Source organism: Rugamonas brunnea (assembly GCF_014042345.1).
In the GTDB taxonomy this organism is placed as follows: Bacteria; Pseudomonadota; Gammaproteobacteria; order Burkholderiales; family Burkholderiaceae_D; genus Rugamonas; species Rugamonas brunnea.
In genome coordinates this window covers 39,363-54,610 of sequence record NZ_JACEZT010000002.1, presented here as the reverse complement: position 1 = coordinate 54,610, position 15,248 = coordinate 39,363, and the positions used below count along the sequence as shown (strand labels likewise).

13 protein-coding genes are annotated in these 15,248 nt (G+C 67.5%); 7 read left to right on the top strand and 6 right to left on the bottom strand.

Annotated features, from left to right (window positions below):
- Positions 1-33: 33 nt before the first annotated feature.
- The 3 genes from H3H37_RS04005 to rsmB are packed head-to-tail and all read right to left on the bottom strand — an operon-like array spanning position 34 to position 4,351.
- Positions 34-2,328 carry a sensor histidine kinase gene (locus tag H3H37_RS04005; protein ID WP_182160364.1) on the bottom strand — a complete coding sequence of 765 codons (2,295 nt, stop codon included), beginning with the start codon at positions 2,326-2,328 and terminating at the stop codon, positions 34-36.
- Complete coding sequence (locus H3H37_RS04000; RefSeq protein ID WP_182160363.1) at positions 2,329-2,958, bottom strand: DUF4390 domain-containing protein; 630 nt, start codon at positions 2,956-2,958, stop codon at positions 2,329-2,331.
- Positions 2,951-4,351, bottom strand: a complete 1,401-nt coding sequence (gene rsmB, locus H3H37_RS03995; RefSeq protein ID WP_182160362.1) for a 16S rRNA (cytosine(967)-C(5))-methyltransferase RsmB — start codon at positions 4,349-4,351, stop codon at positions 2,951-2,953. The genes H3H37_RS04000 and rsmB overlap by 8 nt, the downstream gene beginning before the upstream one ends.
- Before the next feature lie 313 nt (positions 4,352-4,664).
- Here rsmB and argS point away from each other — a divergent pair, with 313 nt between their 5' ends.
- Genes argS through H3H37_RS03960 form a run of 7 tightly spaced genes read left to right on the top strand, consistent with a single transcriptional unit; the run spans position 4,665 to position 10,868 of the window.
- Entirely contained in the window at positions 4,665-6,374 is a 1,710-nt protein-coding gene (gene argS, locus H3H37_RS03990) for an arginine--tRNA ligase (RefSeq protein ID WP_182160361.1), read from the top strand.
- 21 nt (positions 6,375-6,395) lie between these two features.
- The gene (locus tag H3H37_RS03985; RefSeq protein WP_182160360.1) at positions 6,396-7,103 is read left to right on the top strand and encodes an SPOR domain-containing protein; all 708 of its coding nucleotides are present in this window, start codon (positions 6,396-6,398) and stop codon (positions 7,101-7,103) included.
- A 15-nt stretch (positions 7,104-7,118) separates the two neighbouring features.
- Entirely contained in the window at positions 7,119-7,793 is a 675-nt protein-coding gene (locus tag H3H37_RS03980) for a thiol:disulfide interchange protein DsbA/DsbL (protein ID WP_182160359.1), read from the top strand.
- Positions 7,794-7,827: 34 nt separating this feature from the next.
- Positions 7,828-8,613 (top strand): SDR family oxidoreductase, encoded by a 786-nt coding sequence (locus H3H37_RS03975; RefSeq protein WP_182160358.1) that lies wholly within the window; start codon positions 7,828-7,830, stop codon positions 8,611-8,613.
- A 4-nt stretch (positions 8,614-8,617) separates the two neighbouring features.
- On the top strand, positions 8,618-9,418 hold the full coding sequence (locus tag H3H37_RS03970) for a biotin--[acetyl-CoA-carboxylase] ligase (RefSeq protein WP_182160357.1): 801 nt from the start codon (positions 8,618-8,620) through the stop codon (positions 9,416-9,418).
- On the top strand, positions 9,415-10,185 hold the full coding sequence (locus H3H37_RS03965; RefSeq protein ID WP_182160356.1) for a type III pantothenate kinase: 771 nt from the start codon (positions 9,415-9,417) through the stop codon (positions 10,183-10,185). The genes H3H37_RS03970 and H3H37_RS03965 overlap by 4 nt, the downstream gene beginning before the upstream one ends.
- Complete coding sequence (locus H3H37_RS03960) at positions 10,179-10,868, top strand: SPOR domain-containing protein (protein WP_182160355.1); 690 nt, start codon at positions 10,179-10,181, stop codon at positions 10,866-10,868. The genes H3H37_RS03965 and H3H37_RS03960 overlap by 7 nt, the downstream gene beginning before the upstream one ends.
- Before the next feature lie 24 nt (positions 10,869-10,892).
- Here H3H37_RS03960 and H3H37_RS03955 read toward each other — a convergent pair whose 3' ends face one another.
- The 3 genes from H3H37_RS03955 to mrdA all read right to left on the bottom strand — a co-directional run bounded on the left by H3H37_RS03955 (position 10,893) and on the right by mrdA (position 15,225).
- Complete coding sequence (locus tag H3H37_RS03955) at positions 10,893-11,957, bottom strand: septal ring lytic transglycosylase RlpA family protein (RefSeq protein WP_182160354.1); 1,065 nt, start codon at positions 11,955-11,957, stop codon at positions 10,893-10,895.
- Positions 11,958-12,119: 162 nt separating this feature from the next.
- Positions 12,120-13,232: a rod shape-determining protein RodA gene (rodA, locus tag H3H37_RS03950; protein ID WP_182160353.1), complete on the bottom strand. Its 1,113-nt coding sequence runs from the start codon at positions 13,230-13,232 to the stop codon at positions 12,120-12,122.
- A gap of 10 nt (positions 13,233-13,242) precedes the next feature.
- Complete coding sequence (mrdA, locus tag H3H37_RS03945; RefSeq protein ID WP_182160352.1) at positions 13,243-15,225, bottom strand: penicillin-binding protein 2; 1,983 nt, start codon at positions 15,223-15,225, stop codon at positions 13,243-13,245.
- Positions 15,226-15,248 lie beyond the last annotated feature (23 nt).

Genomic DNA, 15,248 nt, shown 5'->3' with positions numbered 1-15,248 from the left:
TATTCGGCAATGATTTTTGTGGTCATTGCAACGTTAGGTATTTTGCGTCGCCGGCGCTAACTTTAACAGCAAAATCAGCACGGACGCACCACTTCTATCGACATGGTTCTGGATATCGATCCTGCCGCCATGTTCGTCGATAATTTTTTTCACCATCGCCAGGCCCAGACCGGTGCCGCGCGCCTTGGACGTGACGTACGGTTCGAACGCCCTGGCCAGGATCTTGGGCGCGAAACCGGGGCCATTGTCGGTGATGGCCAGCCGCACGGCCGTGCGCGTGCTGCCGTCCGCGCCCTGATAATGAATGGCTTCCGTGACGACGTCAATCCGCGGCGTCACGCCGCCCCCGGGCTGCTCGGCCATGGCGTCCTGGGCGTTCTGCAGCAGGTTGTGGATCACCTGGCGCAGCTGGGTGGCGTCGCCCATCACCAGCGGCAGGCCGGGGGCCAGCTGGGGATGGATGATGTCGTCGCCCTCGCCGCTCACGTACAGGTGCAGGATCTCGTCCACCAGCGCGTTCAGGTCCAGCGGCTCCAGCACGGCCGGCGGGGTTTTGGCGTAGTCGCGGAAGTCGTCCACCATGCGCTTCATGGCCGCCACCTGGTTCACGATGGTGGTCGTGCCCCGGTTCAGCAGCTCCGCCTCGGGCGGGGCCAGCTTGTCCTCCAGTTTCATCTGCAGCCGCTCGGCCGACAGCTGGATCGGCGTGAGCGGGTTCTTGATCTCGTGCGCCAGGCGGCGCGCCACCTCGCCCCAGGCCACCGAGCGCTGGGCCGAGATCACGTCCGAAATATCGTCGAATACGACGATGTAGCCGCTGCCGCTCTCGACCGGCAGGCGCGAGCCGCGCGTGAGCAGCGTCAGTTCGCTGTCCTCGCCGCCGCCGGGACGGCGCGGCACTTCGATCTGGCGCTGCCAGTGCAGGCGGCCGGCGCTGCGGCCGGCGGCCGACTGCGCGTTTTGCGCCGCGAAGGCGTTGACGATGGCGGCGCCGAATTCCTGCAGGCCGTCCACGTCCGTCAGGCGGCGCCCGATCAGGGCCGGGCCCGGCTGCTGCAGGATGCGCTCGGCCGAGTCGTTGCAGCTGACCAGGTGGAATTCGCCGTCGAGCACCACCACCCCGGCCGACATATTGGCCAGCACCGATTCCAGGTGGGCCTTGGCGTTCTGCAGCGCAGCGCGGTTGCGCTCGACGGCGCTGCGCGCCTCCGACAGCTGGCGCGTCATGGTGTTGAACGACTGGGTCAGCGTGCCCAGCTCGTCGGAGGTGGCCACGATGGGGCGCGGCGACAAGTCGCCCTCGGCCACGGCGCGCGTGCCCTCGGCCAAGAGCAGCAGCGGCTGGGCCAGGTCGCTGGCGATCAGGAAGGCGCTGGCGATGGCGCCGAACACGGCCAGCAGCAGGGTCAGCGTCAGCGTTTCGATGTACATCTTGCGCAGGCCGACGCGGGCCACGAAGCGCTCCTTGTACTCGCTGTAGGCGCTGCGGATGGTTTCGCCGTTGCTGGCCAGCTGGGCCGGCGCCAGCTGGATCAGCTGCAGAAAGCGCGGCGCCAGGTGGGTGCCGTTCGGCTGCACATGGTCGGGGATGGCCATCAGCACGCGCAGGCGCAGCTTGCTGCTGGCTTCGGGCAGTTCGCGCGGGGCCGTGATCATGTCGCTGCGCAGCTCGCTGCCGCCCTCGGCCGCGCCGTACGAGGCGTCCGTCTTGGCCTTCTCCATCATCTCGGTGGTAGGCAGGTCGGCGCTCAGATTGCCGCTGTTGTTGGCGCGGGCGCTGACGATCAGGCCGCCCTCGGCGTCGACGATGATGGCGTTCTGCATGCCCGGCTGCAGCTTGACCAGGCGCGCCAGCATGGCCGGCTCGCTGCCGTAGGGGTTGTCGGCCAGTTGCTGCACTGTCTTGCGCGCCGTGCTGTCGAGTTCGGCCAGTACCGTGTCCAGCCCGGCCCGGCCCAGGTTGATGCCCGACTCCAGCGCCTCTTCCACGTGCACGTTGAACCACGATTCGATCGAGTGCGACACGAACTGCACCGAGACGAGGAAGATCACCAGCCCCGGCAACACGCCGATGGCGGCGAACAGCAGCACCAGCCGCGTCATCAGGCGCGAGCCGAACTTGCCGCTCTTGAAGCGCGCGTACAGCCGGAACAGCGACACGGCCACCAGCACCAGCAGCGCAACGGCCATGGCCGCGTTCAGGCCCAGCAGCCAGGAATAATAGCGGTCGAAGAAGCCGGAATTGTCGGAGGCGGTGGCCAGCAGGAACAACAGGATACTGACGATGGCGCCGCCAACGACGAACAGATACCGCAGGGCCTTGGTCACTTACTCCGCCCTGTACTGGAAGGTTTTCTTGTCTGACGCCAGGCGCCATTCACTGTTGTTGAAGGCGTTGACCTGGATCGGCTTGGGCAGGTAGTCGCGGTCCATGCCCATGCGCAGCGTCACGTTGTAGGTCTCGCCCACCTTGAGCGCGCCGCGCGGCGCCACCACCCAGCGGCTGGGCCGGCGGATCAGGAACAGCGCATCCTCCAGCGAGGAGAAGCTCTGCTGCACGCTGCCGATCACGGACACGTGGTACTGGCGCGTGAGCACGTTGTAGGAGATGCGGGCCGTCTGGTGGGCCACGATGGCCTTCTCGTCGAACCAGTACCAGCGCGGCCGCGTGAATTCGATCTCGGTGGTGAAGTACAGCTGCACGCCATGCTGGATGGCGTCTTCCAGGCCGTGGTTGAGATCAAAGGAATAATTGGCGGCCAGCCGGTAGCCCTCGTCGGCGGCCTCGATGTAGGCGCGCTTGATCTCCACCCCCTCGGCCGCCCGCGCCGCCGGGGCCAGCACGCAGGCCACCATCAGCAGCAATTGCCAGGCGATGAGTCGAAGGATGCGTCGTGTCACGAGTGGGCCGGTGCTCAGTAGATCCGTCGGAAAATGGCGGGCAAAACGGTCACGCATTTTTCTGGAACAGCGCGTAAAACAATCCATCGTGATCGTGCTCCGGGCCACCCACCGGCAGCAGCTGACCGGGCGCGTCCAGCCGCGTCGCCCCGTGACGGACGGCGAATGCGGCCGCTTGCGCCTCCGATTCCTGCGGCCACAAGGAGCATGTCACGAACAGCAATTTACCACCCGGTGCAAGCATCTGCCAAAGGTTGTCGAGGATTTTGGCCGAAAGTGTTGCAAGTTGGAGCGTGTCGCCCTTGCGCCGCAGCCAGCGGATATCGGGGTGGCGGCGCACGATGCCGGAGGCCGTGCACGGCACGTCGGCCAGGATGCGGTCGAACGGGCGGCCATCCCACCAGCCGGCCGACTGGGCCTCGGCCGCCTGCAGCGTCGCCTTCAATCCGAGCCGCTCCAGGTTCTCGCCCACGCGCGCCAGGCGCTTGGGGTCGGCGTCCAGCGCCGTCAGCTCGGCGGCGGCCAGTTCCAGGACGTGGCAAGTCTTGCCGCCGGGCGCGGCGCAGGCGTCCAGCACGCGCATGCCGTCGGCCACGTCCAGCAGCGGCGCGGCCAGCTGGGCGCCGGCGTCCTGCACCGACACCACGCCCTCGGCGAAGCCGGGGATCTGGGCCACGGCCACCGGCTTGGCCAGCCGCACGGCGTAGGGGCCGATCTGGCTGGCGGCCATGCCGGCCGCCTCCAGCGTGGCCAGGTACTGGGCCACCGTGGCCTTGCGGGCGTTCACGCGCAAGGTCAGCGGCGGCGCCGTGTCGCCGGCCGCCAGGATGGCCTGCCATTGCTGCGGCCAGGCCGTCTTGACGGCGTCCAGCCACCATTGCGGGTAATTCCACCTGGCCAGCGGCTGCAGCCGGGCCGTGTCCAGCAGGGCCTGGCGCTCGCGCAGGAAGCGGCGCAACACGGCGTTGACCATGCCTTTGGCGCGCGCCGTATCGGGATGGGCGTCGGCCGCCGTCACGGTCTGGTCGACCACGGTGAACGGTTCGTAGGGGGCCACGGCGTCGGGCGCCGTCAGCAGGGCCAGCGCGCAGGCCAGCAGGGCCGCCACCAGCGGCTCGGGCGCCTTGGGCGCCATCAGGCCGATCAGGGTCTCGCTCTGGCCCAGCTGGCGCATGCAGCGGTAGGCGATGTCCTGCATGGCGCCGCGCGCCTGCGGCGGCGCGTCCTGTTTGGCGAACACGGTGGCCAGCGCCTGCGGCAAGGCGGTGCCGGTGCGCACCTGGGCCACCGCGTGGGCCGCGCCCAGCAGGCTGAAGGCCAGCGCGTCGGGCTTGAGCGCGGTCTGGAAACCGGTCTGCAGGGCCGGTTTCAGGGCGCGCGCGTGGCTGGCCCGCAGCTTGGGCGCCGCCGGGGCGGAGGACTTCAGGGTGAGCGTCGGACGCTTGTTCATATGCTAATTCCAGGTGGGTTCCGCGCGCGATCCAGGGCGGGCCGGCAGCCGCGATCGCGCAGTATACAGCAGTGCCCGCAAGATGGGCCATGCGCGCGGCCCTGGCGGCGGGTTTGCACCGATGTTTTTACCGATAGTAGCAGGCCGCGGCTCCGGGCCCCGCTCCGCAGGCCCGGCACCGGCCGGCGCCCCGTCCGCGCGGTGACCCGGCAGCGGCAAACCAGTATAATTACCGCTGTTTGGCCGGTGCCCGTGCGCCGGCCGTTTTCGCTTACGGACGTTTTTTTAGCGCGGCCAAGCCGCCATTTCGCACATGCTCGCCCAACAAAAACAAGACCTCACCGCCCTGTTCCAGGCCGCCCTCGCTCCCCTGCTCGACGGTACCGGCATCGCCGCCAACGTGGTACTGGAGCGCCCGCGCGACCCGTCGCACGGTGACGTCGCCTGCAACGTCGCCATGCAGCTGGCCAAACAGCTCAAGATGAACCCGCGCGAACTGGCCACCAAGGTGGTCGCCGCGCTGCTGGAGAACCCGGCCGGCAAGGGCCTGGTGGAATCGGCCGACATCGCCGGCCCCGGCTTCATCAATCTGCGCGTGACGGCCGCCTCCAAGCAGGCCGTGGTCAAGACCGTGATCGAGCAGGGCGCCAACTATGGCATGAGCGCGGCCGGCACCGGCAAGCATGTGATCATCGAATTCGTCTCGGCCAACCCGACCGGCCCGCTGCACGTGGGCCACGGCCGCCAGGCGGCGCTGGGCGACGCACTGTCGTCGCTGTTCATCTCGCAGGGCTACCAGGTCACCCGCGAGTTCTATTACAACGACGCCGGCGTGCAGATCCAGACCCTGGCCACCTCGGTGCAGGCGCGCGCGCGCGGCTTCAAGCCCGGCGACGCCGAATGGCCGGAATCGGCCTACAACGGCGACTACATCCAGGACATCGCCAACGACTTCCTGGCCAAGAAAACGGTGTCGGCCTCGGACGGCGCGCCCGTCACCGGCTCGGGCGACGTCAACGACATCGAATCGATCCGCGCCTTCGCCGTGACCTACCTGCGCAACGAGCAGGACATCGACCTGCAGGCCTTCGGCGTCAAGTTCGACAACTACTACCTCGAATCGTCGCTCTACAAGGACGGCAAGGTGAACGCCGCCGTGGAATCGCTGGTCAAGTCCGGCAAAACCTATGAGCAGGAAGGCGCGCTGTGGCTGCGCACCACCGAGTACGGCGACGACAAGGACCGCGTGATGCGCAAGTCCGACGGCACCTACACCTACTTCGTGCCGGACGTGGCCTACCACATCGTCAAGTTCCAGCGCGGCTTCACCCAGGCCATCAACGTCCAGGGTTCGGACCACCACGGCACCATCGCGCGCGTGCGCGCCGGCCTGCAGGCGGTCGGCATGGGCATCCCGCAGGGCTACCCCGACTACGTGCTGCACAAGATGGTCACCGTGATGAAGGGCGGCGAGGAAGTGAAGATCTCCAAGCGCGCCGGTTCCTACGTGACCGTGCGCGACCTGATCGAATGGTCGGGCGGCGGCGACATCGGCAAGGGCCGTGACGCCGTTCGCTTCTTCCTGATCTCGCGCAAGGCCGACACCGAGTTCGTGTTCGATGTGGACGTAGCGCTCAAGACCTCGGACGAGAATCCCGTGTATTACGTGCAGTACGCCCACGCGCGCATCTGCCGCATGCTGGAGCAGTGGACCGGCGACGAGGCCGCGTTGGCCGGCGTCGACCTTGCGCCGCTGACGGCGCCATCGGAGGCGGCCCTGCTGGCCACGCTGGCGGCCTACCCCGAGGTGCTGGCGCGCGCCCAGGCCGAACTGGGCCCGCACCAGATCGCGTTCTACCTGCGCGACCTGGCCGCCAACCTGCACAGCTTCTACTTCGCCGAGCGCGTGCTGGTGGACGACGAGGCCCTCAAGCTGGCGCGCCTGGCGCTGATGGTGGCCACCCGCCAGGTGCTGCGCAACGGCCTGGCGCTGATCGGCGTCTCGGCTCCCGACAAAATGTAATTGCGAAGGATATTGCGCACAATGAATCACCGCTCCGGTTTTATCCCGCGTCAGCGCCAGCAAGGCAATTTCCTGATCGGCTTTATCAGCGGCCTGGTGGTCGGCCTGGCGATCGCCGTCGTGGTCGCCCTGATGATCACCAAGGGCGCCACGCCGTTCACCGACAAGGGCAAGACCGGCAAGGCGGCCGAGCCGACGGCCGGCCAGGTGGCCGATCCGAACAAGCCGATGTACGGCAACAAGGACGCGGCCCGCGAGGCGGCCAAGGACTTCGCGCGCGAGCCGAAACCGCCGGCGGCCGATCCGCTGCAACAGGCCGTCGACAAAATCCAGGCCGCCAGCGATGCTGCACCGGCACCGGTGCCCCGTGCGCCAGCTGCCGCACCGGCGCCGGCGCCTGCCGCACCCGCCGTGGTCGACAAGAGCAAACCCGCCCTGCCCGCGGCAGCCACTGCGCCGACGGCCCCCGCCGCTGCCGCCGCCGGCGAAGACAAGTACATCTACTACCTGCAAGCGGGCGCGTTCCGCGAGCTGGCCGACGCCGAGAGCGCGCGCGCCAAGCTGGCCCTGCTCGGCTTTGAAGCCAACGTGTCCGACCGCAGCACCGACACCGGCGTGCTGCACCGCGTGCGCCTGGGCCCTTACACCCAGGTCGAGGCGATGAACCGGGTACGCAGCAAATTGTCCGAAAATGGCGTCGACGTGGCCGTCGTGCGCAATCAAAAATAAACCACAGGAGGTGCAATGCGATTTCTGAAGCTGATTTTGGGTGCGCTGACCTTGAGCGCCTTCGCCGTGACTGCCGCCGCTTCGCCTGCCGATCCCAAGGCCGGTGTGGAGTACCAGGTGCTGACCACGCCGCAGCCGACCGACACCGGCAAGAAGGTGGAAGTGCTGGAGTTCTTCGCCTACTACTGCCCCCATTGCTACGCCTTCGAACCATCGCTGGAAGCATGGATCAAAAAGCAGGGCGACAACATCGTGTTCAAGCGCGTGCACGTGTCGGGCGGTGATGCCGTTTCGCCGCAGCAGAAGCTGTACCTGACGCTGGACGCGATGGGCCTGATGAACGACCAGATGCACAACAAGATCTTCAACGAGATGCATGTGGCGCGCAACCGCCTGAACCGCGACGAGCTGGTGTTCGACTTCGTGGCCAAGCAGGGCATCGACCGCCAGAAGTTCATGGACGCCTACCGTTCGTTCGGCATCGGCGGCCGCATCCGCCACGTCAACGCGCTGATGGAAGCCTACCACGTGGACTCGTGGCCGATGGTGGCCATCGACGGCCGATTCGTCACCTCGCCGTCGCTGGCCGACGCGGGCAGCAAGTCCGCCAATTCGGAAACCCAGCTGCACGCGGAAGCGCTGCAGGTGATGGATGCGCTGGTGGCCAAGGCCAAAGCGGAAAAGAAATAACGATGGCGGCGACCGGCGCACGCGCATTAGCAGCATGACGCCGCAGCGCGTCTTCATTACCGGCGCCTCGAGCGGCATCGGCGCGGCGCTGGCCGCGCGCTACGCCGCCGACGGCGCCACGCTGGGATTGCTGGCGCGCCGCAAGGACGCGCTGGACCAGCTGATCGCCACCCTGCCCCATCCCGAACGCCACCGCGCCTACGCGGCCGACGTGCGCGACCACGCCGCCATCGCCGCCGCCGCGCAAGCATTCCTCGCGCACGCGGGCGGGTGCGACGTGGTGATCGCCAACGCCGGCATCTCAGCCGGCACCCTGACCGAACACGCGGAAGACCTGGCCGCGTTTGAAGCCATCATCGCCACCAACGTGGTGGCCACGGCCGCGACCTTCGCCCCCTTCATCGCCACCATGCGCGCGCAGTCCACGCCGGCGCGGCTGGTGGGCATCGGCAGCGTGGCCGGCATCCGCGGCCTGCCCGGTGCGGAGGCGTACAGCGCCTCCAAGGCGGCCGTGATCAGCTACTGCGAATCGCTGCGGCTGGAACTGAAGCCCTACGGCATCCGCGTGGTGACCATCTGCCCCGGCTACATCGATACGCCGATGACGCGCCACAATCCCTACACGATGCCATTCCTGATGCCGGTGGAACGCTTCGCCGCCGCCGCCGTGCGCACCATCGCGGCCGGCCGCAGCTACGCCGTGATCCCGTGGCAGATGGGCATCGTCGCCAAGCTGCTGCGCCTGCTGCCGAACGCGCTGTACGATCTGGCCTTCAGCAAGGCGCCGCACAAGCCGCGCCAGCCGGCCAAAGTCCTGTAACGCCATGAACCACACCGCATCGTCCCTGCTCTCGTCCCCTGCCATCACGGAGCGCTGCGCCGCCAGCGCCAGCCATGTCGCCATCGAAGTGGTGGCCGAGACGGGTTCCACCAACGCCGACCTGATGGCGCGCCTGGGCCAGTTGCGCGGCCCCGTGCTGCGCATCGCCGAACGCCAGACGGCGGGACGGGGCCGGGCCGGACGCCCGTGGCTGTCCGCGCCCGGCGCCACGCTGACGTTCTCGCTGGCCTGGCAATTCAAGGGCGGCTTGCACACCATGGCAGGCCTGCCGCTGGCCGTGGGCGTGGCGCTGGCCGAGACACTGGGTTCGCTCGGTGTGCCGGTCCAGCTCAAATGGCCCAACGACGTGCTGCGCGACGGGAAAAAACTGGCCGGCATCCTGGTCGAAGCCCAACAGGACGCCAACGGCGGCTACTGGGCCGTGATCGGCGTGGGCCTGAACCTGATCATGCCGGACGAACTGGAAGCGCAAATCGGACGCGACGTGGCGGGCGCCCCGTGGCTGGCGCAAATGGACCGCAACGAACTGATGGCCACCCTGCTCAGCCGCCTGGCCGCCGTGCTGGCCGAATTCGACGACACCGGCTTCGCCCCGTTCTGCGAACGCTGGAACGCGCTGCACGCATGGCAGGGCCAGGACGTGACCATCATGGATGGCGGCCAGGTGCTGCAGCAGGGCCGCGCGGCTGGCGTGGACCACAGCGGCCGCCTGCTGCTGGACACGGCCCAAGGGCGGACCGAAGTGCTGTCGGGCGACGTCTCGCTGCGGCTGGTGCAAGCATGATCCTGCTGATCGACGCCGGCAACACCCGCGTCAAATGGGCGCTGGTCGCCGCCGATGCGCCGCTGGGCGCCTGGCTGGCCACGGGCGCGGTGCTGCACGCGGAGCTGGAACAACTGCCAGCCGCCTGGCTGCGGGCGCTGGCCAACCGCAGCGTCAGCCGCGCGCTGCTGGCCAACGTGGCCGGCGCCGCGCTGCGCGCACGGCTGGAACAGATCCTGCCGGCCGGACTGGCTGAGGTGGCGTGGTTCGCGTCGCTGCCGGAACTGGCCGGGGTACGCAACGGCTACCGCAATCCGGCACAGCTGGGCTGCGACCGTTTCGCCGCCGCCATCGGCGCGCACGCGCTGGCGCCGGGCCGTGACGTGATCGTGGCCACCTGCGGCACGGCCACCACCATCGACGCCGTCACGGCCGACGGCGCCTTCCTGGGCGGGATGATCCTGCCCGGCCTGGGCCTGATGGCCAGCGCACTGGCGCGCAACACGGCGCAGTTGCCGCAGATCGCGCAAGACGGTAAGCTGCCCGCTGGATTTGCCGACAACACGGACGACGCCATCCTCAGCGGCTGCCTGGCGGCCCAGAGCGGCGCCATCGAACATGCGTGCACGCTGCATGGCGCCAGCCTGTGCCTGATCTCGGGCGGCGCCGCGCCGTTCGTGGCGCCCATGCTGAAAGTGCCGTACCGCGTGGTCGACAACATCGTGCTGACCGGCCTGCACGCGGCGTGCGGCGCCGAACCCGTAACCACCCTGGATAGCCCGTGCTGAAATTTATCTTCTGGTCCCTGCTGGCCGTCAACGGTGCGCTGTTCGCGTATGGACAGGGCTACCTGGGCCACTTCAGCGGCAATGAACGCGAGCCGGCGCGACTCAAGAACCAGCTCAACGCCGACAAGCTGGCCGTGATCCCGGCCGAGAAAGCGGCGGCCGCCGCCTCCGCATCCGCCAACGCGTCGGCGTCGGCAGCGGCCAAGGCCGGGCCGCAAGCGCTGGCCTGCGTCGAAGTCGGCAACTTCGTGCTGGCCGAAGCGCGCCGCTTTGAAAAGCTGGTGGAACCGCTGGACCTGGGCGACCGCCAGTCACGCCGCAATTTGCCGGGCACGGAAGCGTCGAGCTACATCGTGTTCATCCCGCCGCAAGGCAGCAAGGAAGCGGCCGACAAGAAAGCGGGCGAACTGCGCGCGCTGGGCGTGACCAATTACTTCGTGATGTCCGATTCGCAAACCATGCGCTGGGCCATTTCGCTGGGTGTGTTCAAGACCGAGGGCGCGGCCCAGAACCAGCTGGCGGCGCTGGTCAAGCAAGGCGTGCACAGCGCCCGCGTCGCACCGCGCATGAGCGGCGGCAAACTGCTGGTCTTCCAGTTCCGCGACATCGATACCGACATCAAGGCCCGCATCGACGACTTGCGGTCCGGCTTCCCGAACACGGAAACGCGCAGCTGCAAATAAAGCGTCCGGTGTTGCCGCCGCCGCTCAGCGCTGAATGACGATTGGTTTCAACGCCAGCGCCACCGGCAAGGCTTGCGCGGCCTGCAATGCGGCCTGGCGGGTGGCGAACGGGCCGCTGAACAGGCGGTGCACGGTGCCGCCCTGCACCACTTCCAGCGATCCCAGGTTGCCGATCAGGCGCGCCAGCCGGCTGCGCACGGCTTCCGCATTTTCAGCGCGGGCGAACGCGCCCAGTTGCAGGTAAAAGCCGCCCTTGTCTGCGCTGTTCGCGCCGCCGGCCGTGGCGCCGGTCTGGCCCGCCCCCTGCACCAGGGTTTCGAATTCCGGCGATCCCGCCGCCGCCGTCGTGCCCGTGGTCGCCGCCGTCACCGGCTTGGGCGACAGCACCAGCGGCGCGGTGGCCGGTTGGCCGGCCGCGCGCGCGGCCAGCATGCGGTCGATCTCGGCCGGCAGGATGCGCTCGATCTGCAGTTCATGGCTGCCCTTGCCCAGCAAGCCCAGTTTCAACGCGGCCGTGTACGACACGTCGATCGCGCGGTTGGAGTGGAACGGTCCCCGGTCATTGATGCGGACGATCACCTGCGCGCCCGTGGCCAGGTTGGTCAGCCGTGCGTAGGACGGGATAGGGAGCGTGGGATGGGCGGCCGTCATCTTGTACATGTCGTACAGCTCACCCGACGAGGTGCGCTGGCCGTGGAACTTCTTGCCATACCAGCTGCCGATCCCCTTCTGCACGTAGGGCTGATCGTCCGTGATCGGCGTGTAGGTCTTGCCGAAGACGACGTAGGGCCGGTTGGAGCGCGGCAGCAGCGGATCGTTGCGCACTTCCGCATCCGGCACCTCGGCCAGGTTGGGCGGCGGATTGTCGCCCGGTCCGTCGTCCTGATAGTAACCGCCACGGCCGGAGCCGGCCGGCGGCAGGGCCGGCACACCCGGCTCGGGGCGGCCCGGCGTCTTGGCCACGCCGCCCGCCGGTTTGGGCACAGTGGCGGACGGCGTGCCTTGCTGCGGCACCGTGCCGCAGGCAGCCAGCGCCAGCATCGCCGCCAGGCCCGCCGCTTTCAAGTAACCGTTTTTGTACATAACCATCTTGCCATCCTTGTTATTTTTACCCGGGCGGCAGACCGCCCGGCCGGCGGCGCATGCGCCGCCAACCGTGCATTATCGCTCAAACAGCAAAGCGACCGCGCCACACTGGTTTTTTAGCGACGCAGACCACGCTGCGCCGCGAAGGAAGGATTCAGGAAGAAATCAGGTCTGTACCAGCTTGCGGTGGCGCTGGATGCTCATCAGGATACCGCCGCCCAGGCCCAGCGTGAGCAGCGCCGTGCCGCCGTAGCTCATGAACGGCAGCGGCACGCCCACCACCGGCAGGATGCCACTGACCATGCCCATGTTGACGAAGGCGTAGGTGAAGTAAATCATGGTGATGGCGCCGGCCAGCAGGCGGGTGAAGAAGTTCGGCGCATTGGCCGCGATCATCAGGCCGCGCCCGATCAGCAGCAGGTAGAGCACCATCAGGATCAGGTTACCGGTCAGCCCGAACTCCTCCGAGAACACGGCGAAGATGAAGTCCGTGGTGCGCTCGGGGATGAACTCCAGGTGGGCCTGGGTGCCATGGGTCCAGCCCTTGCCCGTCAGGCCGCCGGAACCGACGGCGATGGTGGACTGGATGATGTGGAAGCCCTTGCCCAACGGGTCGGAGGTGGGATCGATCAGCGTCATCACGCGCTCGCGCTGGTAGTCGTGCATCACGGACCAGATCACGGGCAGGCTGGCCGCGCCCATCACGAACAGGGCCACCAGCGCCTTCCACGACAGGCCCGCCAGGAAGATCACGCAAAAGCCGGCCGCCACCACCAGCAGCGCCGTGCCCAGGTCGGGCTGCTTGGCGATCAGGCCCACGGGGATGGCCAGCAGGATGGCCGCGATCAGGTAGGAATGCCAGCGCAGCTGCCCGGCGCGCTGCTGGAAGAACCAGGCCAGCATCAGCGGCATGGCGATCTTCATGAATTCGGACGGCTGGATATCGACGCCCACGTGCAGCCAGCGCCGCGCGCCCAGCTTGACGGTGCCGAACAGCGCCACCGCCAGCAGCAGCGCCACCGCCACCACGTAGGCGGGAACGGCGATGCGCATCATCATCTGCGGCGTGATATTGGCCACCATCCACATCACGAGGAAGGCCATGAAGATGTTGCGCAGCTGGTCCTCGACCTTGCCGGGGATGCCGATGCTGGCCGAGTACAGCGTCACCAGCCCGGTGCACAGCAGCATCAGGATGATGATGGCCAGCGGGCCGTCGAACACGGTGAAATAGGGGCGCATGCGGCGCCACAGCGAGCGCCTTTCGTTGATCGGCATGATGGCTTCCTTATTCGGTATTGCCGGGCGTTTCGGCGCCGGGCTTGGGTTCGCCGCTCACGCCCTGCTCGGCCTTGATGTCTTCCACGGAACGCAGCTCGGCGTCCTCCTTGGGCACCTTGGTGGTCTCCTTCTCCTGCGGGCGCTTGCCCAGCAGGTAGAAGTCGAGCGCCTTGCGCACGATGGGCGCGGCCACGCCGGCGCCGAAGCCGCCGTTCTCCACCACCACGGCGATGGCGATGCGCGGCTTGTCGGCCGGGGCGAAGGCCGTGTACAACGCGTTGTCGCGCAGGCGCTCGGCGATCAGGTTGGCGTTGTACTTCTCGTTCTTCTTGATGGCGATCAGCTGCGCCGTGCCGGTCTTGCCGCCCGAGGTGTAGCCGGCGCCCGCGAAGGCCTTGGCCGCCGTGCCGCCCAGCGTCACACCCACCATGGCGTTCTTGATGATGTCGATGTTTTCCTGCTTGAGCGGGATGCGGTAGCTCTCCTTGGGCACGGTCAGCTTGCGCGCGCGCGTCACGCCGTCCTCGATGATCTTGACCAGGTGCGGCTTCATCACCACGCCGTTGTTGGCGAGGTTGGCGATCGCGTGGGCCATCTGCAGCGGCGTGTAGCTGTTAAAGCCGTTGCCGATTGAAACCGAGATGGTGTCGCCGCCCACCCACTTCTGCGCGGCCGGATTTTTCTTGAAGCGAGCCCGCTTCCATTCCTTCGATGGCAGGATGCCGGCCTTCTCGTGTTCCAGGTCGATGCCGGTCAACTCGCCGAAGCCGAACGGCTTCATGAAGTCGTGGATGGCGTCGATGCCCATGTCGTTGCCGAGCATGTAGTAGTAGGTGTCGCACGATTCGACGATGGACTTGTACATGTCCACCGTGCCGTGGCCGCCCGGTTTATCGTCGCGGAACTTGTGGCCGCCCAGCGTAAACGAACCGGGGTCGAAGATGGTCTGGCCCGGCGTGCGCTTGCCCAGCTCCAGCGCGGCCAGCGCCATGAAGGGCTTAAAGGTGGACCCGGGCGGATAGGTGCCCGACAGCGGACGGTTCACCATCGGCTTGTCGAGCGAGGTATTGAGGTCAGACCAGCTTTGCGAATCGATGCCGTCGACGAACAGGTTGGGGTCGTAGCCGGGGCGCGACACGTAGGCCAGGATGTCGCCCGTCTCCGGCTCGATCGCCACCAGCGCGCCGCGCCATTCGCCGAACGCTTCCTCGATCACCTTCTGCAGTTCGATGTCGATCGACAGGATCAGGTTGTTGCCGGGCGCGGCCGGGGTGCGCGACAGCGTGCGGATGGCGCGCCCGCCGGCCGACACTTCCACTTCCTCGTAGCCGGTGGTGCCGTGCAACTGGCGCTCGTAGCTCTTTTCCAGGCCTTCCTTGCCGATATGGTCGGTGCCGTTGTAGTTGGCCGCGTCGTCCGTGTCCTCGATGGCCTTGGCCTCGGCCTGGTTGATGCGGCCGATGTAGCCGATCACGTGCGAGGCCAGCTCGCCGAGCGGATACTGGCGGAACAAACGGGCCTGGATTTCCACGCCGGGGAAGCGGAAACGCTGGGCCGAAAAGCGCGCCACTTCCTCGTCCGTCAGGCGGGAACGCAGCGGCACGCTCTCGAAGTTCTTCGATTCCTCCAGCAGCTTCTTGAAGCGCTTGCGGTCCTTGGCCTCGATCTGGACCAGCTTGGCCAGTTCGTCGATGGTCTCATCGAGCGTCATGCGCAGCTTGGACGGCGTCACCTCCAGCGTGTAGGCCGAGTAGTTGCGGGCCAGGACCACGCCGTTGCGGTCCAGGATCAGGCCGCGGTTCGGCTCGATCGGCACCACGGCGATGCGGTTCTCCTCGGCTTGCGCGGCGTAGTCGCTGTGCTTGACCACCTGCAGCCAGATGAAGCGCGCCAGCAGCAGGCCAAAGCAGACGAACACCAGCAAGCCCAGTGCCGTCAGGCGCAGGCGGAACAGGTGTAGTTCGCGTTCCGTGTTCTTCAGTTCAGTCATGCGGGTAAATCAGGTGCGTCAAG

Coding starts and splice junctions, on each gene's coding strand:
- H3H37_RS04000 (WP_182160363.1), bottom strand. CDS start 2,958: ATGCGTGACCGTTTTGCCCGCCATTTTCCGACGGATCTACTGAGCACC.
- rsmB (WP_182160362.1), bottom strand. CDS start 4,351: ATGAACAAGCGTCCGACGCTCACCCTGAAGTCCTCCGCCCCGGCGGCG.
- argS (WP_182160361.1), top strand. CDS start 4,665: ATGCTCGCCCAACAAAAACAAGACCTCACCGCCCTGTTCCAGGCCGCC.
- H3H37_RS03985 (WP_182160360.1), top strand. CDS start 6,396: ATGAATCACCGCTCCGGTTTTATCCCGCGTCAGCGCCAGCAAGGCAAT.
- H3H37_RS03980 (WP_182160359.1), top strand. CDS start 7,119: ATGCGATTTCTGAAGCTGATTTTGGGTGCGCTGACCTTGAGCGCCTTC.
- H3H37_RS03975 (WP_182160358.1), top strand. CDS start 7,828: ATGACGCCGCAGCGCGTCTTCATTACCGGCGCCTCGAGCGGCATCGGC.
- H3H37_RS03970 (WP_182160357.1), top strand. CDS start 8,618: ATGAACCACACCGCATCGTCCCTGCTCTCGTCCCCTGCCATCACGGAG.
- H3H37_RS03965 (WP_182160356.1), top strand. CDS start 9,415: ATGATCCTGCTGATCGACGCCGGCAACACCCGCGTCAAATGGGCGCTG.
- H3H37_RS03955 (WP_182160354.1), bottom strand. CDS start 11,957: ATGGTTATGTACAAAAACGGTTACTTGAAAGCGGCGGGCCTGGCGGCG.
- rodA (WP_182160353.1), bottom strand. CDS start 13,232: ATGCCGATCAACGAAAGGCGCTCGCTGTGGCGCCGCATGCGCCCCTAT.
- mrdA (WP_182160352.1), bottom strand. CDS start 15,225: ATGACTGAACTGAAGAACACGGAACGCGAACTACACCTGTTCCGCCTG.